General features: G+C 64.5%; 23 protein-coding genes and 2 pseudogenes. 14 read left to right on the forward strand and 11 right to left on the reverse strand.

From position 1 onward, the window contains the following. Positions 1–4: 4 nt before the first annotated feature. On the reverse strand, positions 5–574 hold the full coding sequence (locus AC4BCN_RS13770; RefSeq protein ID WP_490493525.1) for an Hcp family type VI secretion system effector: 570 nt from the start codon (positions 572–574) through the stop codon (positions 5–7). 21 nt (positions 575–595) lie between these two features. After that, a complete protein-coding gene (locus AC4BCN_RS13775; RefSeq protein WP_034754781.1) occupies positions 596–883 on the reverse strand; it encodes a 7(1) septoil knot domain-containing protein in 288 nt (95 codons plus the stop codon). A 194-nt stretch (positions 884–1,077) separates the two neighbouring features. Between AC4BCN_RS13775 and AC4BCN_RS13780 the strand changes: the two genes are divergently transcribed. The 9 genes and pseudogenes from AC4BCN_RS13780 (at position 1,078) to AC4BCN_RS13820 (ending at position 9,402) form a co-directional block, all read left to right on the forward strand. Then, positions 1,078–2,727 (forward strand): DUF4394 domain-containing protein, encoded by a 1,650-nt coding sequence (locus AC4BCN_RS13780; RefSeq protein ID WP_490493526.1) that lies wholly within the window; start codon positions 1,078–1,080, stop codon positions 2,725–2,727. A gap of 117 nt (positions 2,728–2,844) precedes the next feature. Further along, entirely contained in the window at positions 2,845–4,125 is a 1,281-nt protein-coding gene (locus tag AC4BCN_RS13785; RefSeq protein WP_490493527.1) for an arsenic transporter, read from the forward strand. A 59-nt stretch (positions 4,126–4,184) separates the two neighbouring features. Further along, complete coding sequence (locus AC4BCN_RS13790) at positions 4,185–4,769, forward strand: TetR/AcrR family transcriptional regulator (RefSeq protein WP_490493528.1); 585 nt, start codon at positions 4,185–4,187, stop codon at positions 4,767–4,769. A 74-nt stretch (positions 4,770–4,843) separates the two neighbouring features. Further along, the gene (locus AC4BCN_RS13795) at positions 4,844–5,944 is read left to right on the forward strand and encodes an alkene reductase (protein ID WP_490493529.1); all 1,101 of its coding nucleotides are present in this window, start codon (positions 4,844–4,846) and stop codon (positions 5,942–5,944) included. 31 nt (positions 5,945–5,975) lie between these two features. After that, positions 5,976–6,359 carry a nuclear transport factor 2 family protein gene (locus AC4BCN_RS13800; protein WP_128139507.1) on the forward strand — a complete coding sequence of 128 codons (384 nt, stop codon included), beginning with the start codon at positions 5,976–5,978 and terminating at the stop codon, positions 6,357–6,359. A gap of 58 nt (positions 6,360–6,417) precedes the next feature. After that, entirely contained in the window at positions 6,418–7,047 is a 630-nt protein-coding gene (locus AC4BCN_RS13805; protein ID WP_490493530.1) for a Rossmann-fold NAD(P)-binding domain-containing protein, read from the forward strand. Positions 7,048–7,094: 47 nt separating this feature from the next. After that, a pseudogene (locus AC4BCN_RS13810) lies at positions 7,095–7,514 on the forward strand (GNAT family N-acetyltransferase); the annotation flags it as partial. Positions 7,515–7,520: 6 nt separating this feature from the next. Further along, complete coding sequence (locus AC4BCN_RS13815; protein WP_490493601.1) at positions 7,521–8,117, forward strand: flavin reductase family protein; 597 nt, start codon at positions 7,521–7,523, stop codon at positions 8,115–8,117. Further along, positions 8,101–9,402: a glycosyltransferase gene (locus tag AC4BCN_RS13820; protein WP_490493531.1), complete on the forward strand. Its 1,302-nt coding sequence runs from the start codon at positions 8,101–8,103 to the stop codon at positions 9,400–9,402. Before AC4BCN_RS13815 ends, AC4BCN_RS13820 begins: the two co-directional genes overlap by 17 nt. 9 nt (positions 9,403–9,411) lie before the next feature. Here the strand turns inward: AC4BCN_RS13820 and AC4BCN_RS13825 are convergent, their stop codons facing one another. The 8 genes and pseudogenes from AC4BCN_RS13825 to AC4BCN_RS13860 all read right to left on the reverse strand — a co-directional run. Next, entirely contained in the window at positions 9,412–10,359 is a 948-nt protein-coding gene (locus AC4BCN_RS13825) for a DUF2145 domain-containing protein (protein ID WP_490493532.1), read from the reverse strand. After that, on the reverse strand, positions 10,356–10,787 hold the full coding sequence (locus tag AC4BCN_RS13830; protein WP_034754765.1) for a hypothetical protein: 432 nt from the start codon (positions 10,785–10,787) through the stop codon (positions 10,356–10,358). Before AC4BCN_RS13830 ends, AC4BCN_RS13825 begins: the two co-directional genes overlap by 4 nt. Positions 10,788–10,879: 92 nt before the next feature. Beyond that, positions 10,880–11,677, reverse strand: coding sequence for an HDOD domain-containing protein (locus AC4BCN_RS13835; RefSeq protein ID WP_490493533.1), 798 nt, complete (start codon positions 11,675–11,677; stop codon positions 10,880–10,882). Between the two features lie 170 nt (positions 11,678–11,847). Next, positions 11,848–12,945 carry an acyl-CoA dehydrogenase family protein gene (locus AC4BCN_RS13840; RefSeq protein WP_490493534.1) on the reverse strand — a complete coding sequence of 366 codons (1,098 nt, stop codon included), beginning with the start codon at positions 12,943–12,945 and terminating at the stop codon, positions 11,848–11,850. Between the two features lie 61 nt (positions 12,946–13,006). Next, positions 13,007–14,563 carry an FAD-dependent monooxygenase gene (locus tag AC4BCN_RS13845; protein WP_490493535.1) on the reverse strand — a complete coding sequence of 519 codons (1,557 nt, stop codon included), beginning with the start codon at positions 14,561–14,563 and terminating at the stop codon, positions 13,007–13,009. Between the two features lie 286 nt (positions 14,564–14,849). Further along, positions 14,850–15,464: a glutathione transferase GstA gene (gene gstA, locus AC4BCN_RS13850; protein ID WP_490493536.1), complete on the reverse strand. Its 615-nt coding sequence runs from the start codon at positions 15,462–15,464 to the stop codon at positions 14,850–14,852. 97 nt (positions 15,465–15,561) lie between these two features. Beyond that, the gene (locus AC4BCN_RS13855; protein ID WP_338682160.1) at positions 15,562–15,831 is read right to left on the reverse strand and encodes a LysR substrate-binding domain-containing protein; all 270 of its coding nucleotides are present in this window, start codon (positions 15,829–15,831) and stop codon (positions 15,562–15,564) included. Positions 15,832–16,003: 172 nt separating this feature from the next. Beyond that, positions 16,004–16,144: pseudogene (locus AC4BCN_RS13860) on the reverse strand (LysR family transcriptional regulator); the annotation flags it as partial. Positions 16,145–16,279: 135 nt separating this feature from the next. Between AC4BCN_RS13860 and AC4BCN_RS13865 the strand changes: the two are divergent. From AC4BCN_RS13865 to AC4BCN_RS13875, 3 genes are read left to right on the forward strand one after another with little or no spacing between them, the layout of a single operon-like run. Next, entirely contained in the window at positions 16,280–16,840 is a 561-nt protein-coding gene (locus tag AC4BCN_RS13865; protein WP_338682162.1) for a PAAR domain-containing protein, read from the forward strand. Further along, positions 16,837–17,409: a type VI secretion system amidase effector protein Tae4 gene (locus AC4BCN_RS13870; RefSeq protein WP_338682164.1), complete on the forward strand. Its 573-nt coding sequence runs from the start codon at positions 16,837–16,839 to the stop codon at positions 17,407–17,409. The genes AC4BCN_RS13865 and AC4BCN_RS13870 overlap by 4 nt, the downstream gene beginning before the upstream one ends. Then, the gene (locus tag AC4BCN_RS13875) at positions 17,406–17,663 is read left to right on the forward strand and encodes a hypothetical protein (RefSeq protein ID WP_338682166.1); all 258 of its coding nucleotides are present in this window, start codon (positions 17,406–17,408) and stop codon (positions 17,661–17,663) included. The genes AC4BCN_RS13870 and AC4BCN_RS13875 overlap by 4 nt, the downstream gene beginning before the upstream one ends. Before the next feature lie 308 nt (positions 17,664–17,971). On the opposite strand, the gene AC4BCN_RS13880 is transcribed toward AC4BCN_RS13875, so the two are convergent. After that, on the reverse strand, positions 17,972–18,691 hold the full coding sequence (locus AC4BCN_RS13880; protein ID WP_338682168.1) for an SDR family oxidoreductase: 720 nt from the start codon (positions 18,689–18,691) through the stop codon (positions 17,972–17,974). Here AC4BCN_RS13880 and AC4BCN_RS13885 point away from each other — a divergent pair. Both AC4BCN_RS13885 and AC4BCN_RS13890 read left to right on the forward strand, forming a co-directional pair. Continuing rightward, a complete protein-coding gene (locus tag AC4BCN_RS13885) occupies positions 18,690–18,995 on the forward strand; it encodes a hypothetical protein (protein WP_338682170.1) in 306 nt (101 codons plus the stop codon). The genes AC4BCN_RS13880 and AC4BCN_RS13885 overlap by 2 nt on opposite strands. A 43-nt stretch (positions 18,996–19,038) precedes the next feature. Next, on the forward strand, positions 19,039–20,163 hold the full coding sequence (locus tag AC4BCN_RS13890) for a fimbrial protein (RefSeq protein ID WP_319993113.1): 1,125 nt from the start codon (positions 19,039–19,041) through the stop codon (positions 20,161–20,163). Positions 20,164–20,226 lie beyond the last annotated feature (63 nt).

A 20,226-nucleotide genomic window follows, 5' to 3' on the forward strand; every position in this document is an offset into this window, starting at 1 on the left:
TTGCTTAGCCCGTGAAGGCGCCGATGGGCCGGTTGCGCGCCAGGCTCCAGCCCGTCGTGTGTTGTGGGCCGGGCTTGCCGTCGACCTGCTGCACGCTGTGGCTCCAGAGGATTTCCGTGAAATTCAGCTTGAACTGCTCGGTCGGCATGTCATCGGGATGGGTTTGCAGCTGGATTTCGCTGATGATGGCGTCGCGCAGCCAAATGGTCATGATGTTGGCAGTCTTGTCGCCCGAGTTGCGGGCGATGTACAGTTTGGTTGGCTGGTCCGTGCCGGTGCCCAGCGGCTTGGCGCGCAGGCACAGGTCGTACAAGTTGACCGAGATCCGGTCGACATATTTGACGCAGGTAAATTCCGTGATCACGGGCCGTCCCGACGTGCGCGCCGAATTGCTGACGTCCGTCGTTATTTGCTGCTTCATGCCCTGGTGCAGCGAGACCAGCTCGATGCATGGTCCCATGCCCTGCAGCGCAGCGGCGTCGCGCCAGATGGCGTCGATGCCGGCATTGCCACCGTCCGGCGTCTTGCCGAACACGAGTTCAGGGTTGCCGGGTTCCAACAAGATCAAATCCATGACGAGCTCCTCCGCTTGATGTCAGCTGCCGCCGTGCGACAGGCAGCCCTTGAGCCGATGTGGCCGGGTCCAACCCGCTTCGCTGGCGTGGTCGACAAAACTGATGGTCAGCTGCGCGAAGCCTTGCGAGGTGAAATACACGCTGGCCGTTGCATCCTGGCGCTCTCGGGTGATGAACCACTGTGCGTCGCCATGCGCCAGGCCCCAGCTGGCCACGCGGTGCACCAGCAAGTCGGCATTGCCACGCTGCGCGATGGCCACCCGCACGTCGGCTTCGCCCATGTTGTTGGTCTGATAGATGCGCGCCACTTTCCTGCCCCCAGTGTCAATCGTGCCTGCGACTATACACCGATTAAGTTGCCTAAACACAAGCATAAATTGCACCGAAATAAATTTTTTTGCATCACTGCATCCAAACGCGGGCACGGCGAGTAGTACAGGGGTGCGCTCGCCGCAACGGCGGCATGAGCGGCACCTCCACTCACTCTATCGGGACCACGACCATGTCACCACTGCCAACCTTGCCATACGCCAAGCTGCTGCTTGTTTCCGCCGTCGCCATGACCTTGTCCGCTTGCGGCGGCGGCAGCGACCACGACGATGTTGTCGTCACGCCACCGCCGCCCGTGGTGGTGGCTGGCGACGTCTTCGTGCTCACCGCCAGCAACAAGCTGCTGTCATTCGACCGCGCCACGCCGGCCGCCATCCGCACGACGGCCACCGTCACGGGCCTGCAGGCCGGCGAAAACCTGCTGGGCATCGATTTCCGTCCCGCCGATGGCCAGCTGTATGGCGTCGGCAGCACGGGACGCATCTACACCCTGAATGGCGTGACGGGCGCCGCCACCGTGAAAGCCACCCTGGCCGCCGATGCGGCCGATGCGACGGCCCCGTACACGGCGCTGGCCGGTACGGAGTTCGGCGTCGATTTCAACCCCGTCGCCGACCGCCTGCGCATCGTCAGCAACACGGGGCAGAGCCTGCGCATCAACGTCGATACGGGCGCGACCACGACAGATGGCAATATCAACGGCGGTGCAGCGAATACGGCCATCACGGCGGCCGCCTATACCAACAGCTTTGCCGGCACGGCCAGCACCACTTTATTTGTCATCGATGCGGCCAACGCCACCCTGTACACGCAAAATCCGCCCAACAACGGCACCCTGGCCAGCGCCGTGCCGCTGGGCGTGGCGGCCACCGGCGTGGCCGGCTTTGACATCGATGCGCGCACGAATACGGGCTACGCCGTCATGACGGTGGCCGGCGCGCGCAACCTGTACACCTTGAACCTGGCCGCGGCCACGGCGCCGGCGACCCTGGTGGCGGCCATCGGCGTGACGGAAGAATTGCGCGGCATCGCCCTGAAAGCGCCGGCAGCGCCCGTCGCCTACGGCTTGACGGACGACGCCCGCATCGTCACCTTCAAGACGGCCACGCCGAACACCCTCGATGCCAACGTGGCCGTGACGGGCCTGGCGGCAGGCGAGCGCCTGCTGGGCTTTGACATCCGTCCCAAGGATGGCTTGCTGTACGGGATATCGTCGACGGGGCGCATCGTCACCATCGACCCGGCAACGGGGGCCGCCACCGTCAAGGCGACGCTGGCCGCCGATGCGGCGGACGTCAGCGCGCCGTACACGGCCATCGCGGGCACGGCCTTTGGCGTCGATTTCAATCCCGTCGCCGACCGCCTGCGCGTGATCGGCAACGCGGGGCAAAGCCTGCGCATCAATGTCGACACGGGCGCCACCACCACCGACGGTACCGTCAACCGCGCGGGCGCGGCGCCTAGCGTGACGGCCGCCGCCTATACCAACAGCTTTGCCGGCACGACGGCGACCATGCTGTTCGATATCGACACGGCCAGCGCGGCGCTCGCCCTGCAAAGTCCGCCGAATGACGGCACCCTGGTCAACATCGGCGCGCTTGGCGTGGTGGCGGCGGGCGACGTGGGCTTCGATATCGCGGGCGGCGCCAATGGCCTGGCCCTGGCGGCCTTGCGCACATCGGCCACGGGACCGAGCTCGCTGTACCGCATCGACCTGGCGACGGGTGTCGCCGTGCTGAGCGGCGGTGCGGCTACGCCAGCCGCTTCCGCCATCGGCAACGGGGCGGTGGGGCTGGTCGATATCGCCATCGCGCTGAAGTAAGGCAGTACGCCGCAGCTTTGCTTTGATTCAATAATTCCAGTATTATAGAATTATTGATGATATTCAATGGCTGCGGCGCATGGTGCCCGCGATGCCGCATGAACGGAATCTCGCCCCATGCTCACCGCTTTCCTCATCTTTCTCGCCACCTTAATCCTCGTCATCTGGCAGCCGCGCGGCCTGGGCATCGGCTGGAGCGCCGTCATCGGCGCCTGTGTCGCCTTGCTGGCCGGCGTGATCCACTGGGGCGACATTCCCGTCGTCTGGCATATCGTGTGGAACGCCACGGGCACCTTCGTGGCCGTGATCATCATCAGTCTGCTGCTGGATGCGGCCGGCTTCTTCGAGTGGGCCGCGCTGCACGTGGCGCGCTGGGGCGGGGGCAGCGGCAGAAAACTGTTCGTGCTGCTGGTCCTGCTGGGCGCGCTCGTCTCGGCCGTGTTCGCCAATGACGGCGCCGCGCTGATCTTGACGCCCATCGTCATCGCCATGCTGCGGGCGCTGAAATTTTCCGCCAGGGCCACCCTGGCCTACGTGATGGCGGCCGGTTTTATCGCCGACACGGCCAGCTTGCCGCTCGTGGTGTCAAACCTGGTCAATATTGTTTCGGCCGATTTCTTCAAGATCGGCTTTGCCGAGTACGCTGCCGTGATGGTGCCCGTCAACGTCGTCGCCGTGCTGGCCACCCTGGCCGCCTTGCTGCTCTTTTTCCGCAAGGATATCCCCCGCGACTACGAAGTCGCGCAGCTGAAACGCCCGGACGCCGCCATCCGCGACCTGGGTACCTTCCGCGCCGGTTGGCTGGTGCTGGCGCTGCTGCTGGTGGGGTTTTTCTCGCAAGAACGCCTGGGCGTGCCCATCAGCCTGATCGCGGCCGTGGGCGCTGCGCTGCTGCTGGTGGTGGCCGGCAGGGGCCACGTGATTTCCACGCGCCATGTGCTGCGTCATGCTCCGTGGCAGATCGTCGTCTTTTCGCTGGGCATGTATCTGGTCGTGTACGGTTTGCGCAATGCGGGCTTGACGGCTTACCTGACGGGCATGCTGAACCACTTTGCGCAGTACGGCGTGTGGGGAGCGGCCATGGGTACGGGCGTGCTGACGGCCTTGTTGTCGTCCGTGATGAACAACCTGCCGACGGTGCTCGTGGGCGCGCTGGCCATCGACCCGACGACGGCGCAGGGAGCCGTGCGCGAAGCGATGATCTACGCGAACGTCATCGGCAGCGACCTGGGCCCGAAGATCACGCCTATCGGCAGCCTGGCTACCTTGCTGTGGCTGCACGTGCTCGACAGCAAGAATATCCACATTTCCTGGGGATACTATTTCCGCGTTGGCATCGTGCTGACCGTGCCCGTGCTGCTCGTGACCCTGGCCGCGCTGGCGCTGCGCCTCGGGTGATGGCGGAGCAGGGGATAGTTTACTAGACGACCGGTCAGATTTTTTGCTATACTGGCCGCATGAGCAAAAAATCCTCCGCTGACATGCGCCAGCACCTGATCGACATCGCCAAGGCCCTGATGGCCGAGAAGGGCTATACAGCCGTGGGCCTGGCCGAACTGGTGGCGGCGGCCGGCGTGCCGAAAGGCTCGTTCTACTATTACTTCAAGTCGAAGGAAGAGTTTGGCCAAGCCTTGCTCGACGATTACTTCACCACCTATCTGCAGACGGTCGACGCCTTGCTGGACGGCCCGGGCACCGCCCGCGAGCGCCTGCTCGCCTATTTTGACTACTGGAGCGCGACCCAGGCCGGCAGTGCGTCGGAAGGCAAATGCCTGGTGGTCAAGCTGGGCGCCGAAGTGTGCGACCTGTCCGTGGACATGGGCGCCGTGCTGCAGCAGGGCACAGGCGCCGTCCTCGACCGCCTGACGCAGTGCATCGAAGCGGGCCACCTCGACGGTTCGGTGGCGGCGGCAACGCCGGCGCGCGTGCTGGCCGAATCGCTGTACCAGCTGTGGCTGGGCGCTTCCCTGATGGTCAAGGTGGACAGAAGCGGCGGGCCGTTCGACGCGGCCATGTCAACCACGCAACGGCTGCTGGCGTAGCCGTTTTTTTTAACTATTTAATAGACGACCGGTCAGTTATTTTCTGACCTCTCGCACAATATGAAAGCAATACGATGACCGAGCAGCATGAAAACGATTTATTTTCTCCAGTCGAGCTGGGCGCGCTGGCGCTGGCCAACCGCATCGTCATGGCGCCGCTCACGCGCAGCCGCATGGGCGACGATGGCGTGCCGAACGCCATGCACGCCGAGTACTACGCCCAGCGGGCCAGCGCCGGCCTGATTATCAGCGAGGCGACGAATATTTCGCCGCAGGCGCGCGGCTATGCCCTGACACCGGGCATCTGGTCGGACGAGCAGGTGGCTGGCTGGAAGCTGGTCACCGATGCCGTGCATGCGGCCGGCGGCAAGATCGTTTGCCAGCTGTGGCATGTGGGACGCTTTTCGCACACCAGCTTGCAGCCCGGCGCCGCCGCGCCCGTCGCGCCGTCCGCCATCCGCGCCGAGGGCAGCACCTACACGGCCAGTGGCATGCAGCCCGTGTCGATGCCGCGCGCGCTGGAAACTGGGGAAATCGCCGGCATCGTTGCCCAGTATGCGCATGCGGCCGCATGCGCGCTGCGCGCCGGTTTCGACGGCGTCGAGGTGCATTCGGCCAATAGCTACCTGCTCGACCAGTTCCTGCGCGATTCGACCAACCGGCGCACGGACGCTTACGGCGGCAGCATCGACAACCGCGCGCGGCTGACCCTGGAAGTGACGCAAGCCGTGGTGGACATCTGGGGCGCATCGAGGGTAGGCATCCGTTTGTCGCCCGTCACGCCCGACGCGGGCAACACGCCCGTCGACAGCGACGTGATGGCCACCTATGGCTATTTGATCGGACAGTTGAACCGCCACGGGCTGGCCTATCTGCACTTCGTCGAGGGGGCCACGGCCACCTCGCGCGACGTGCCCGATGGCGTCGACCTCGATGCGTTGCGGGCGCTGTTCGATGGCCCCTACATCGGCAACAACCATTACGACCTGCCGCTGGCGCTGGCGCGCCGCGCCGCCGGCAAGGTCGATGCGGTGGCGTTTGGCCGTCCCTTCATCGCCAACCCGGACCTCGTGGCGCGCCTGCGCCATGGCGTGGCGCTGGCCGTGGCGCCGCGCGCGGCGTATTACGGCGGCGGCGCCGTCGGCTACACCGACTGGCCCGCCAGCCAGTCCTGATTTTTCTTTTCACCCACCCAAGGAGCGCAACATGAACAACACCACTTATGTGCAGGATTACCAGGCCATCGTCGCCGTGCTGAATCAATACAATGCGGGCGGGGCGCAGGCCGACAGCAGTATCATGCGCCCCGCCTTCAGCAGCGAGGCCACCATTTTCGGCGTCGACGGCGAAGACAAGCTGACGGGCGGTCCCATCGAAGGCCTGTTCGAAATCATCGACAGCGCCTTCCGGCCATCGCCGCAGGCAAAGGCGGCCATCGCGCGTATCGATATCGTGGGCACGGCGGCCAGCGCGCGCGTCGACACGGACGAACTCTCGGGCTTCCGCTTCACCGACTTTTTCAATCTGCTCAAAGTGCAGGGCGAGTGGACCATCGTGAGCAAGATCTATCACACGCACGCGGGCGCCTGATGCACTGCCTGGGCGCCCGATGCTGTATCGTGTGGCGTCCAGCATGCGGGGAGAATGAATGAAACTGATACTGATAGGCGCCACGGGCCTGGTGGGCCGCGAAGTGCTGCGCCTGGCGCTGATGGATGCGTGCGTCACGCCGATTGTCGCGCCCGTGCGCAAGCCCTTGCCGGCGCATCCCAAATTGGACGCGCCCCTCGTCGACTTCGACCGCTTGCCGGCCGATGCCCCTTGGTGGCAGGCGGATGCCGTCATCTGCACCCTGGGCACGACGATGAAGGTGGCGGGCACGCGGCAGGCGTTCCGCAGAGTCGACCATGACTATCCGCTGGCCGCGGCGCGCCTGGCGCTGGCGGCCGGCACGCGCACGTATGCGCTCAATTCCGCCGCCGGCGCCAACGCGGCCTCGCGCTTTTTCTACAACCGCGTCAAGGGAGAGTTGGAACGCGACCTCGAAGCGCTGGGCTTTGCATCGCTGACCCACGTGCGGCCGGGACTGATCGGCGGCGAACGCGAGGAGGCGCGGGCGGGCGAGGGCGCTGCCCTGCACGTCCTGCGCGTGCTCGGTCCCGTGCTGCCGCGCCGCTGGCGTATCAATCCCGCGCCGCGCATCGCCAGCGCCTTGCTGGAAGCGGCGCTGGCCGGCACGCCGGGCGTGCACGTCGTCGGCCCGGAACAGCTGGCTTGAGCGCGCGCCCCTTATAATTGCCATTCATGTTTTTTTAAGTACAAAAAATGCAAACAGTGCGTCCTTACCAGGCCGGCGACCGCGATGCCTGCCTGGCTCTTTTCGACGGCAATACGCCGCGCTTTTTCGACCCGTCCGAGCGCGCGGACTTTGCCGCCTGGCTGGAAAATTCGACACATCCGTATCTGGTCATCGAACGCGACGGACGCATCGTCGCCTGCGGCGGCCATGCGCTGGACGGGGGCGGCACGGTGGCCAGCCTGTGCTGGGGCATGGTGGCGCAGGATTTGCACGGCCAGGGCCTGGGCCGCGCGCTGACGCAGGCGCGCCTGGACGCCATCCGCGCCGTGCCGGGCGTGGCCAAGGTGAGCATGAACACCAGCCAGCACACGCAGGCTTTTTATGCGCGTTTCGGCTTTGAGCCAGTCAAGGTGACGCCGGACGGCTTCGGGCCCGGCATCGACCGGTGGGACATGCTGCTGTCGCTGAATGAACGGGACCATATCGCCGCCGTGCCGCTGGAAAAAGCCTATCGCCTGCTCAATCACGGTCCGTCCATCCTCGTCTCGGCCCGCCATGGCGGCATCGATAACGTGATGGCCGCCGCCTGGGCCTGCGCCCTCGATTTCGCGCCGCCGAAACTGACCGTGGTGCTGGACAAGGCAACGCGCACGCGCGCCCTGGTCGAAGGCAGCGGCACGTTCGTCATCCAGGTGCCGACGGCGGCGCAGCTGCAACTGACCCACGCCGTCGGCACGCACAGCCTCGATGCGCAGCCCGACAAACTGGCGCGCGCCGGCGTGCGGCTGTTGCACATGGACGGCTTTGATTTGCCGTTCGTGGCCGGATGTTCGGCCTGGCTGGCTTGCCGTTTGATCCCCGAGCCGCACAACCAGACCGCATACGACCTGTTCATCGGCGAAGTGGTGGGTGCCTGGGCCGACACGCGCGTGTTCCGCGACGGGCACTGGCATTTCGAAGACGCCGATCCATCCTGGCGCAGCCTGCACTACATCGCCGGCGGGCGCTTCTATGCGATCGGCGAGGCGCTCGATGCTGCCCCAAGCTGACGCGCTGGCGGGCCAGGCCGCCGCCACGCCGCTCGTCATCGTCGCCAGCAGAGGCACGGGCGGCGACATCCAACCGTTTATCGCGCTGGCGCAGGGCTTGCAGCAACGGGGCCGGCGCGTGCTGCTGCTGGTGCCGGGCTGGCAGGAAGCGGCCGCGCAGGCGTCCAGGCTGCCATATCACACCTTTGGCAGCGCGGCAGAGGGCCAGGCCATGCTGGGCGACCCGGGCCTGTGGGATGAACGCAAGGGCTGGGGCTTGGTGTGGCGCGGCCTCGTGCCGCACCTGGGCGCCGTGCGCGACGTTGTGCAAGGCTTGCCGGACGGTGAAGATTGCGTGGTGCTGTGCCACCCCTTCCTCGTGCCGATGGCCGCCCTGGCACGCTCGGTACGCCCGGACTTGCGCATCGTCGCGGCGTATCTGGCGCCATCGAATTTGTGCAGCAGCCATGATTTCCTGGCGGCTGGCTCGCTGCGCGTTCCCGCCTGGGTGCCGCTGGCCTGGCGCCAGGCCCTGTGGCGGCTGATCAACCGCAGCATGGTCGACCCGGTGCTGCTGCCTGGCCTGAACGGGGCGCGCGCGCAGCACGGCTTGCCGCCCGAAGCGCATTTTTTTGCGCACATGCTGACCGCGCCGGATGCCTCGCTGGGACTGTTTCCGGCCTGGTTCGCCGCCCCGCAGGCGGACTGGCCGCCGCACTTCGTGCAAACCGGTTTCATGGGCGCCGCCACGCACGGCGCTGCGGTCCTGCCGCCGGAGCTGGAACGCTTTCTGGGCGAGGGTGAGCCGCCCATCGTGTTCACACCGGGTACCGGCCACCAGCACGCGCAGCGCTATTTCAGCGTCGCCCTGGAAGTTTTGCGTCGGCTGGGGCGGCGCGGCCTGTTCCTCACGCCACATGCGGCGCAAGTGCCGCAGGATTTGCCGGCCAGCGTCATGTGGCAGGCGCACGTGCCGTTTGCGGCCCTGCTGCCGCGCGTGGCGGCCGTGGTGCACCATGGCGGCATCGGCACCAGCGCGGACGCCTTCCGCGCGGGCATTCCGCAACTGATCGTGCAGTTCGCGTACGACCAGTTCGATAATGGCTGGAGGGTCAAACGGCTCGGCGTGGGGGATGTCTTGCTGGCCAGGCGTCTGTCGGCGGGACGCATGCAGCGGCAACTGGCGCGCCTGCTCGCCGCGCCCGGGGTCCAGCTGGCGTGTGGCGAGATGGCTCGCAGGATGGGGCAGGGGCTGGAACCATCGCGCCTGCTTGACCAGGTCGAAGCGGCACTGGCCGCTGCTTAGGGACTGTCGTCAGGGACTGTCGTGCGGCGTATCGTCGAGGGCGATGACCCTGTCGTTTGCGCCTGGAATACAGCCGTCGGCGATCACATCCCAGCCCCGGTGCACCACCACCTGCTTGCCGTCGTGGCAGATTTCCACGCGTTCGCTGGCGGGCAGGCGCTGGCGCGCGAATGCTTCCAGGCTGGCTGGCAAGCTCACTGCCAGCTGCATCGTGCCGATGGCTTCCGGCGGGTGGTCGTCCATGTGCACGAGGGGCACGAAGATGGAACCGAGCATCAGCCAGCGCGCACCCACGTCGACGGGGGCGGGCGCATACGGCGCGGCGCGCAGCCAGTCCTGGGCACGGGCGCGCAAGTCGCTGCCCGCGGCCAGTTCGCCCCAGGCGGTGGCCAGCATTTCCACCACCCACTGATTGCAATTCTGGTATTTCAGGCTGTAGGCATACGCGTTGGCGCTGTAGCGGCCCGCCAGCAACTGCTGCACGCGCACGGGATCGAGCAGGGCGCGGCGCAGGGGCGGCACGGTTTCCGCCGGCAGTTTCACGAGCGAGATATAGCCGAGCGCAGGGTTTTCCGTGCCCATGGCGAAACCGGCCGTGCCCTGGTCGAAGATGCGCGGGCGGCCTTCGTCGCAGGCGTAGTACAGCTGGCGCGCGGACCAGCCGCTGTCGTTGTCGTGGCGCCAGGCCAGCGCGGCGTGCGAATAGCGGATGCCGAAACGGGCCAGGTCCAGGCCGGAGCGGCTGATGAGGGCCACGCTGCTTTCGCTGGCGGCCAGTTCCTCGCGCACGACGGCGGCAAAGCGCAACAGGCGATCCTGTTCCGTGGCCGTGAGTTCCTGCGCGCGGTCGCAAAAGCGTGATGTGGCGAGCGAAGTGCCCGCCTGCGCGGCGCCGGCGCTGAAGATGGCGCAAACGCCCAGCAGCAGTGCCGGGCGGCGCGGGAGAAAACGAATCAAAGGCTGACGGGACGCGTGGCCATTTCGCCGTACCAGTCGTCGGCCAGCACGAGGAAGAAGGCGGCGCGCGTGTCGTTGCGCGAGAATTCGATGCCGTAGGCGCGGTTTTGCGCATGCACCACGTCGCCCTGCGCCAGTTGCTGCTTGTCGAGCGCCGCTTGCGGCAAGTCCAGCACCAGCGGCGTTGCCGTGGCGTCGGCCTGCATGGTCAGGCGCGTCATGCCGTTGCGTCCCGGCAAGGCTGCCACGTCGATGATGCGGTAGGGGCCATTGGCCACCTTGTTGTCGCGCGAGGAGCTGTTGCTCGAGCCGTTGAGCGAATCGGAAATGCTGCCGCTCGACTGCGAGCCGGCGCTGGATGCCGAGGAAACGAAGCTGTCGGCGTTGGCGTTGCACGCCATGGTCAGAGCTGCGGCCAGGCCGAGCATGCGTAAGGAGGTAGTCAAGGCAGTTTTCCAGTGGACATCAATGAAAGCGGACCGGGTCCATCCCGGCCTGTGCCATCATAGCAGATCGGCCATCAACTGAGCAGCACCTCAATCAGGGCCTTCGTTTCGGCCGACGGCTGCGTGCGCAGCGCCTGCAGCACGGGATCATTTTCCAGGTAGGCTTGCAGCGGCGCGCTGACGGTGATGCCGGCCTGCGGCAGCGGCGAAGGCACGGGCGCCAGCGCCTTGGCCAGCAGCAGGGTGTCGCGCAAGCCTTCGGGCGGCAGCATGATGGTCGAGCCGGGCAAGGTATTGACGGCGTCGGCCACCGCCTGCGGCACGCCCAGCTGGCGCATCAGCGCACGGCCGATCACTTCCAGGGCGGACGCCATCTGCGTTTCCAGGTGGGCGTACAGGCCAGGGGTCTTGTCGGCCTGGGCCAGCAGATAAAAGCCCGCCACTTCATGCACGATGCCGGCGAACAGCGCCGTATCGGCATCCGTCTGCGTGACGGCGCCCGCCAATCCATGCGCCAGCGCCGCCACATGCACGGTGTGCGCCCACAGCTGGGTGGCGCGGGCGCGCAAGGCTTCGTCGCGGATGCCCGCGTTCAGCTGGCGGATGACGGCCGCCGTCGCCAGCGCATACAGGTTGCGGTGGCCCAGCCGCTCGACGGCGCCGCGCACGCTGGTGATGGCGGGCGCCTGGCCGGGCGCAAACAGGGCCGAATTGGCCAGCGCCACGGCGCGCGCCGACAAGGTCGGTTCGCACAGCAGCAGCCGGCTGATGTCGGCCGAGTGGCAATCGGGGTTGGCCAGTTCCTTTTGCAGGAGCAGGGCCGTATTGATGCTGGTGGGAAAGGCCAGGGTTTCCGTTTCGGCGCTGGCCAAAAGTTGGGCAAGGCTGCTGAGCGTGTTGACGTGCATGGATAGGGGAGCGAAAAGTAGCAATGCCTCATAGTATCAGGCAATCCGGGCAGCATGGCGTCCGCCAGCCTTTTCAGTCATGCGGCTGCCAGGGGAGGGCAAGTTGTCGCGCGGCGAAGCCGCGGTTGGCAATGTCAGGGCAGCAGCAGTGAATGCTGGCTGGCCGTGTGGAAATCGCGCCAGACCCGGTTGATGGTGCTGTCTTCGCGGGCCGCGTACAGGCCGCAGTATGGATACAGGCCATCGACGGCGGCGCGGCATACGGCGACCAGCTCCAGCGAACGTTCCTGCACGGCTTGCATGCCTTCCGCGTCGAGCGCCGCGCCGTCCGCCACCTGGGCCCAGCTGTCGTCCAGCACGGCGTAAAAGCGGGCGCGGGCGGTCGTGCTAGCATCTTTCTTGGCTTGCAGCATGGCGGCCACTTCCGGTACGTCCAGCAGGGGCAAGCCGGCGCGCGCATGGCGGCGGTGGCGCATGCATTCTTCGGCCAACTGCATGAAATGCGCGGCCATGCCGGTCACGTTGGCGGCCAGGGTCACGTAGGCCAGCGAGTAGAACGGATAGCGGTACAGGGGGCCGCCGGCCGTCGCGGTGTCGGGACTGATCGTGAAGCCATGATCCTTGCCGAGCCACTGGCCGTCGATCCGGTAGCTGTGCGAGGCGCTGGCGCGCATGCCGATGCTGTTCCACGAAGGCACCAGCTGCACCAGCGCGGCGGGCACGAGGAAGGCGCGGATGCGCGGCTTGCCATCCGCATCGAGCAGGGGCTGGCCATCGCGCCGCAGCAGGGCGTTCAGGGTAAAGTGGGTCGCCATGGGTGCGCCGCTGGCGTAGTCCCAGCTGCCCGTGATGCGGTAGCCGTCGCCTTCTTCCTCCGCGTAGCCGGTGGCCGCGCCGCTGCCGCCCAGGCAGACGCGCGGCGTGCCGATGATGGACTGCGCCATGCCGGGCGCCAGAAAGCCCGCAAACCAGCCCGCGCCTGCGCACAGGGTCAGTACCCAGCCCATGCTGCCATCGACGGCGGCCACGGCTTCTTCCAGGCGCACCACTTGCGGCAAGGGCAATTCGGCGCCGCCCGCGCTGCGCGGCGCCAGCATCGTCAGCCAGCCGCGCCGGTGCAGCAAGGCTTGCTGCACCGGATGCAAAAAGCGGCCCGCATCGGCCGCCTGGGCGTGGCGGGCGATGCGGTGCGCGTCGCGTTCGGAAAGGGTAGCAATGGCAATGTCCGGCAATGGCAATGTCCGGCAATGGTGAAGGCGGGCATTTTCGCACAGCGCGGCGGCGCCGTTGCCGTCAGCTGTGCGGCAAGGCGATTTTTTCCATCACGGCGCGCAGCAGCATGGCATCCGGTATTGCCGCCGGGGCCGAGCGCCAGGCGATGATGCCGTCCGGCCGGACGATCACGGCGCCGTCATCGCCTGTGCCGAAAGTGTCGACGAAGGCCTGGTCGGCGGGGAAAACCACGTCGGCGCCGGCCAGCAAGGTCTTCAACGATAGGTGCGCGGCGGCGGCGGACCAGCGCGGATCGGCTGTCAGCAGCACGAAATCCTCGGTCAACAGGTCGATGCTGGACATGCTGTTGCCGCGATGCCGTACCCAGACGTGGGGGGCGCGCGTGCCTGGCTGGCCGGCCCAGTCGCGCGGGTGGGCGGCCGGCGGCAGCGCCGCGTCCGCACCGAGGATGGCGCCAGAGCGCGTCAACTGGCCCAGCTCCATCGCCAGGTTGCCATACAAGGGTTCGTTCTGGTAGCCGTCGCCGACCCATTTCGCGTAGTCCGGCCGGGCGAAGGTTTGCTGGTGCCGCAGCCAGGCGATGGGCCGGCGCTCATCCGTGTAAGTGTCGAGCAGGGCGGGGCGCGATTGCTGCCGCACGACCCTTTGCAGCTTCCATGCCAGGTTGTAGACGTCGTCGATGCCCGTGTTGGCGCCGTAGCCGCCCCGCGTGGGGGGCAATTGGTGGGCCGCATCGCCGGCCAGGAAAATGCGTCCTTCGCTGAACCTGTCCGCGATCAGCCCGGCCAGCTCCCAGCGCCCGGTGGTGATCAGCTCGAAGGCCATGTCCTTGCCCAGGGCCTGGCGGACCAGCACCCGCAATTGCGCGTCGGTGCTGTCGCTTTGTTCTTCAAACATGAGGAACCAGCGCCCGTCCGAATACGTGCCCAGGAAACCCTTGAAGCCTGGCTGGTCGATGTCGAACTGGCGGATGCCCCGTTCCAGAAAAGCATCCGCCTCCGCGCAGCGGAACAGCACGCTGCGCAGCACGCGCAGGGGACCGGCGCCCTGGCGCGCGATGCCCAGCTGTTCTCGGATGGGGCTGGCCGCGCCATCGGCGGCGATCAGGTAATCGGCCGTGACGGCATAGCTTGCGCCCGTGTCGCGCTGGCGCAGCTGCACCGTGACGCGCTGCGCATCCTGCTGCAGGGACAACAGTTCCACGCCGGTGCGCAGGTCGGCGCCGCGTGCGCGCGCGGCCTCGCGCAGTATCGGTTCCAGCAGGTCTTGGGCGATGGCGGCGCCGGCCATGGGCGTAGCCTTGCCGTCGCGCTCTTCCGGCTGGCCTGGCGTCCACGGCAATTCCTCGTAGTGCTGACCCGCCAGACTTTCCACGCGGGCGCGGCGCACGGTGGCGCCGGGCGGTACCTGGGGAATGCGTTCGGCGATGCCGGCGGCGCGGAAAAATTCCAGCGTGTGTTCCGTAAAGCCCGTGGCGCGCGGATGCGCGGCACTGCCGTGGTGTTTTTCAACGAGGATATGCGGCACGCCCCGCCATGCGAGGAAGAGCGATGCTGAAAGTCCGACGAGACTGCCGCCGATGATGAGTACAGGGGTGTGGATTGAAGCTGGGTTCATGATGTCGTCCTGGGTGTTGTGCAGAGCACACTCGGTCAAGGACGTGGTGAATTTTCGCGGCAGGCGCAACGACGTTCAGGCAGCAGGGTGACGGAACGCACGCCGACGAAAAAACGGCGCACGTCCGCTTTTCGTCGTGGTCCGCTGCCCCCAGGGCTGGAATATAACCGTCCACAGGCGGACGGCTGACCGGGGCTCACCACGCCGGTCCACCTTTTTCGACAGCACGATCTTAGCACGGGACTGTCGCGCTCCGCCAGCCCAGGGAACCTCCGTGCAAAGGGCTTCAGGCGGCCTTGGCCAAACCTTCCGCTTCCAGTGCAGCCTTGACGCTGTCGCGCTGGGCGACTCTTGCCAGGAAGGCTTGCACATTCGCCAGCTGCGACAAATCCACGCCCAGCCTCGGCGCCCAGCCCGTGATGACGAACAGATAGGCGTCGGCGACCGTGAACGTGTCGCCAGTCAGGTAGGCCTGGCCTTCCAGGCGGCTGTCGACCCACTTGTATTTCTTGCCCAGTTGCTCAATGAACAAGGCCTTGGTGGCGGCGTCGATGCGGGAATCGAACAGGGGGCTGAACGATTTATGCAGTTCGGACGTGATGTAGTTCTGCCATTCCAGCACCTTGTAGCGGGCCAGGCTGCCCACGGGCGGCAGCAGGTCTTGCTTGCCGCTCTGTTCGGCGATGTACTGGGCGATGACGGGGCCTTCGCTCAAGGTCCTGCCATCGTCGAGCGCCAGCAGCGGTACCTGGCCTTTCGGGTTGAGCTCATAGTAACTGCCGCCTTCCGGCGTCTTGTGCTGGCCCAGGTCGACCTTGACGAGTGTGAACGGCGTGCCCGTTTCGCGCAGGATGATGTGCGGTGCCAGCGAACAGGCGCCCGGCGAGTAAAAGAGTTTCATGGCGGTCCTGTCCTTGAAAAGGTGGGGAAGATGCCACTATAGACCTGCCCCGCCGGCGGGTAAATGCTTGTTCGCGTCATTTTCAGCACGCCTCGGGTCAACGATTGCGCTGGCTCAAATCATCTAGCACTCGCACCAGCCTGCCATTGGGCACATAGGGCAGCACGACGTCTTCGGCCATGCAAGCCACGCCCAGGCCATCGAGCGCCGAATGGAGCTGCATGGCCATGTTGTTGTAGATCATTTGCCCTTCCATGCGTACTTTCAGTTCCTGCCCATCTTTGACAAATTCCCAGGCAAACAGGCCGCCCAGGGTAGGCCGGCAGCAGTCTGGCGATGGCCGGCTGCAGGACGGTGAGCGCCGCATGCTCTCCCGCGCTGATGCGGATGTTGTCTACCGGCTTGTCGCGACGCTCACTGAGCAGGACCAGTTCCGCCTCGATCTCGTCGAAGCGGGGCGCCACCGTGCGCAGCAGCTGTTTGCCCGCTTCCGTGGGCGAGATGCTGCGCGTGGTGCGCACCAGCAGGCGCAAGGCGAGCCGTTCTTCCAGCGCGCGCACGGTCTGGCTCAAGGCCGACTGCGACACGCCCAGCTTGGCCGCCGCCCGGGTAAAACTGCCTTCGCGGGCCACGGCCACGAAGGCAAGGATGTCGTTGAAGTTGGTCTGTTCCATGCGCATTTTTTATTCATTAGTACTGCTAATAAGTTCATGGCGACTTTAACATTTATCCGCGACATCCTATCGTGCTCGGACAATTGAGTTAGTGAGACATAATGATTAATTGATAAAATTTCTCATAAAAGAAAACTTGGCATGCCAGAGATAATTCGATTAGGTGATCCCACTAGCCACGGCGGCAAAGTGCTTGAAGGTTCGGTAACTGATCTTTGCCATGGCAAACCGATTGCATATATGGGGCACAAGGTCATGTGTCCCCGGTGCAAGGGGAGTTACCCGATTATCGAGGGAGTCAATACAACGACGTTGTATGGCCGAGGGGTGGCCGTTGCCGGCATGAAGACCGCGTGCGGTGCGACACTGATCGCAACCCAGTTTACGGATACGGTTGACTGGAGTAGCGGGGCATCCGGTGCACCGAACGCAGCAGAGAATGCAGTTGCAACCATGGCAGCGGGTATTCTCATCAATCAAGCTGTGAGTGGGGTAAAGGAGCTATACGATGAGCAACCTGTGTTCGCCGAACGCCTGGCCCATGGTGTGCCTTACCTGATTGTATTGCCGGACGGCCAGCGCCTTTCTGGTCAGGTCGATGTGGATGGCAAGATGCAGCGGGTAGTTACGGATGGAATTGCCGAGTATGAGGTTTTTTGGGGTGATGAGGCACTGGCCCGTATCGAAGGGGGACCCGCGTGACAAAAGCCGTCAAGCAGCAAGCCAGCGTAAAGACGAATGCGATCAAGGATTCGGTTTGCAAGATCAATGCATCAATCATCAAATTCAGTGCCCTCTGGTCCGCCTACGAAAAAGGAAGCCCTTGCAACGCCAAGGATGCCAAGGGAGATATTTTGTTTGCGAATCAGTGCGCCATTCGAGTAAGCCACGCGTTAAAGAAAGTCGGGGTCACGTTCAAGTCCTATCCTTCCAAGCGCAAGTGCTGGGTTCATCCGGCTGAAGATCACTGCCTGGCGGCTGCGGAACTTGCCACCTGGCTTGAAAAGCAGCCTTTCCTTGGCTGTGGCAAAGTTGAGGATATTACCGGCAAGGACTGGCGTGACAAGGTGGTTGACCGGACGGGTATTATTTGCTTTGAGGACTATTACACGCCCTCCGGTGGCTCCGGTGGCGATCATATCGACCTTTGGAACGGGAGCCGCATGACGGATCTGACTTCAGGCCTGCGCACGAGCTTCGGTATTGTCATTCCTACCATTTGGTCGGATCTCCGCGAAGCCGGGAAGATTCGCTTTTTCTCAATCAAATGATGAGAACCTTTCTTTATTCCATCCTTGCTTTTGTTATCGCCAGCATCATTGCCTGGGGCGGTCTATTCATATGGAGCGCCATGTTGCTCAAGCTAAAACAAGGCGACAGCTATTGGGACCGCACGCCGTATGCAGCCGATATTTTCTTTCTATGCTGGCTATGTTTTGCGTTCGGGGCGGCGATAGTGGCAGCCTTGCTGAGCCGACGACATGATCAAAGGCTAGCCGGCACGCAGGGGCGTGAACGGCGGTGAGTGGCCTGTATCATGTGTTGCCTTGTACTCATTAGCTTTGCTAATAAGTTCATGCTGATTCTGGTAGCTATTCAATGCGTACGCCTTGCAGTAGCGGCATGAAAAATCTTCCCGATTCCACTCTCCCCGCCGCGCCGCACAAGGCGGCCGTTCTCGTTAGCTAGGTGATGATCGTGCTCGGCACGTCCATCGTGCTGACGGGCTTGCCTAAAATCCATCAGGAACTGGGCTCTACGGAGACGGGTCAGCACCTACACCCTGACATTCGGCGGCGTGTTGATGCCAGCCTTGCTGCTAGTGCTGAGCTGTCAGGCGCGTCCGCCCAGACTGCCTCCGCCATCGACCGCCAGCACCTGGCCTGTCACGTAACTGGCTTGCTCCGATAGCAGGAAGCCGACGGCGGCGGCAATTTCATCGGGCTGCCCGAGCCGCCGCATCGGTATCGTTGCAAGTACCTGGCGTTCCATCTCGCTGCCGGCGGGGCGGGTCTTGCGGAACAGTTCCGTTTCCACGGGGCCTGGCGCGACCGCATTGGCCGTCACCCCGTGCTCGGCCAATTCCAGGGCCCAGGTTCTCGTGCAGCCGACCAGGGCGCTTTTGGCGGCGGAATAGGCGGTGCGGTTCGCGTTGCCGTAGATGGCCCGGCTGCAGATATTCACGATGCGGCCATAGCGGCGCTGCTTCATCGCCGCCACGAACTGCTGCGTCACCTGGATGGCGGCGCGCACGTTCAGATCGAAGACGTTCTGCAAGGTGGCAAAGTCGATCTGACCCAGTGGCTGGGGCGAGGCAATGCCTGCATTGTTCACGATGCCGTCGATATCGAACTTTTTTTCAAGCGCCTCGAGAACCTGCGCCGTCTGCGCCAGGTCGCCAAGATCGCAGCCAACCAAGGTGCCTGGAAAGTCCACGCCTTCAGTATGCCGGGCGATGCCGACGACCCGGTGGCCCTGCCGATGCAGCAGGGTGCTGATGGCATAACCGATACCGCGTGTCGCGCCAGTGACGAGAAAAGTACGGGATGTCATGGAGAGGATTTCCTTTGGCCTGAAAATGAACACCTGCGAAGGCTACACTTTTTTGCCATTGCATGCTTCGCTGCCGGTGTCGCTTGGCTTGCTTGTTAATAATTTTTTGCAATGTATCCGCTTTTCGGAGTGCTCCTATATGGCAGGTGCCGTTGGGGCCATACACTTCATCCCGCAACAATACAGAAGCGATTTCGCGCATCGATGCTTTCGATCTGAACGTCGGACATTCCTGGTTCGGGGCTGCCACGGAGCAATTGCTACGCCGCTGGGCGCCGCCGCCAGCGCCATGATTACGTCATGAATCATCAGTAAGTTGCACCAATCAACATATAAAAGGTCGCGTTATGAATATTGGCTCTTTGCTCAAATCGGGTCTGGCCGTCGCGCTACTGTGGGCGGTAGCCGATTCGGCTTTCGCGGTCAACTGCACTTACTCGAATGGGATCCAGCCGGCAATAGGCTACATGCCTTTGCAAGTGTCGGCGATCACCGTCGGGCGCGACGTGCCGGTGGGCACCGAGGTGTATCGCCAGACATTCAAAATGGCCTCCGGCCAGGCAGTGACACCGGACTGCTTGTATGCCCCGTTTCAAATGTTTACCGAGCTGACGGTAGACGCCAGCTTCGGCCTGGCCGCCTGGCCCAGCGGGACGTATGCCAATAAAGTCTACAAGACCAGTATTCCGGGGTTGGGGGTAGTCATGAATAGTCGGGGCGGTGTACTGCCAAGACGGACCTCCACGCAGCCGAGCACCTGCACGCCGGGCCATCGCTGCCTGATTCCTTTTGAGGGGCCGTCCAATTTTGAATTGATATTGATCAAGCTGGGAGACGTGACTCCCGGGGTGTTGACAAACAGCTCATTGCCGACCGTCAGCCTGTACGGCAATTTCGGCGATGCCAGAGTGCTGGGCTTCCAGATAGGCATCACCGGCAGTCTCCAGATCGTCTCGCGGACCTGCAGCACGCCGGATGTCTCGGTGCCCATGGGCACGTATGCACCCAAAGATTTTAGCGGGATCAACAGCGCCACCGGCTGGAAGGATTTTTCCATACGCTTGAATGATTGCCCGGCGTTTCATGGAACGGTTAACAAGACCGCTGCAAGCTGGGAGTCGCAAAGCGGCAGCTCTCCGGGCGGCACGGGGACACCCGGAACGCGTGAAGTGAACAGCCTGCGCTATCGCATCGATCCCGTTCGCATGGCCATCAACGCAGGCAACGGCGTGCTGAGCCTCGACTCCGGTGCCGCCGGGCGTCCTCCCGCCGCCACCGGCATAGGCCTGCAGATAGCCACCCAGGCCAGTAACACGGTGCCGCTGGCAAGCTTGCAGAGCAGCGGCCTGACCCTGAGCTCCACCGAACGCAGTTATGTCATCGCGCTGCGCGCGCGCTACCTGCAGACGGGCAGCAAGGTGACGCCAGGTCCGGCAAACGCATCGGCGACGTTCACGATGAGTTATGACTGACTTGTAGCCGTCCGGCGACGATTTATCGGACTGCCGCCTCCATCAGCAGCAATACCTGGCTTG

This window comes from Janthinobacterium sp. Bl 1 (genome assembly GCF_058215535.1).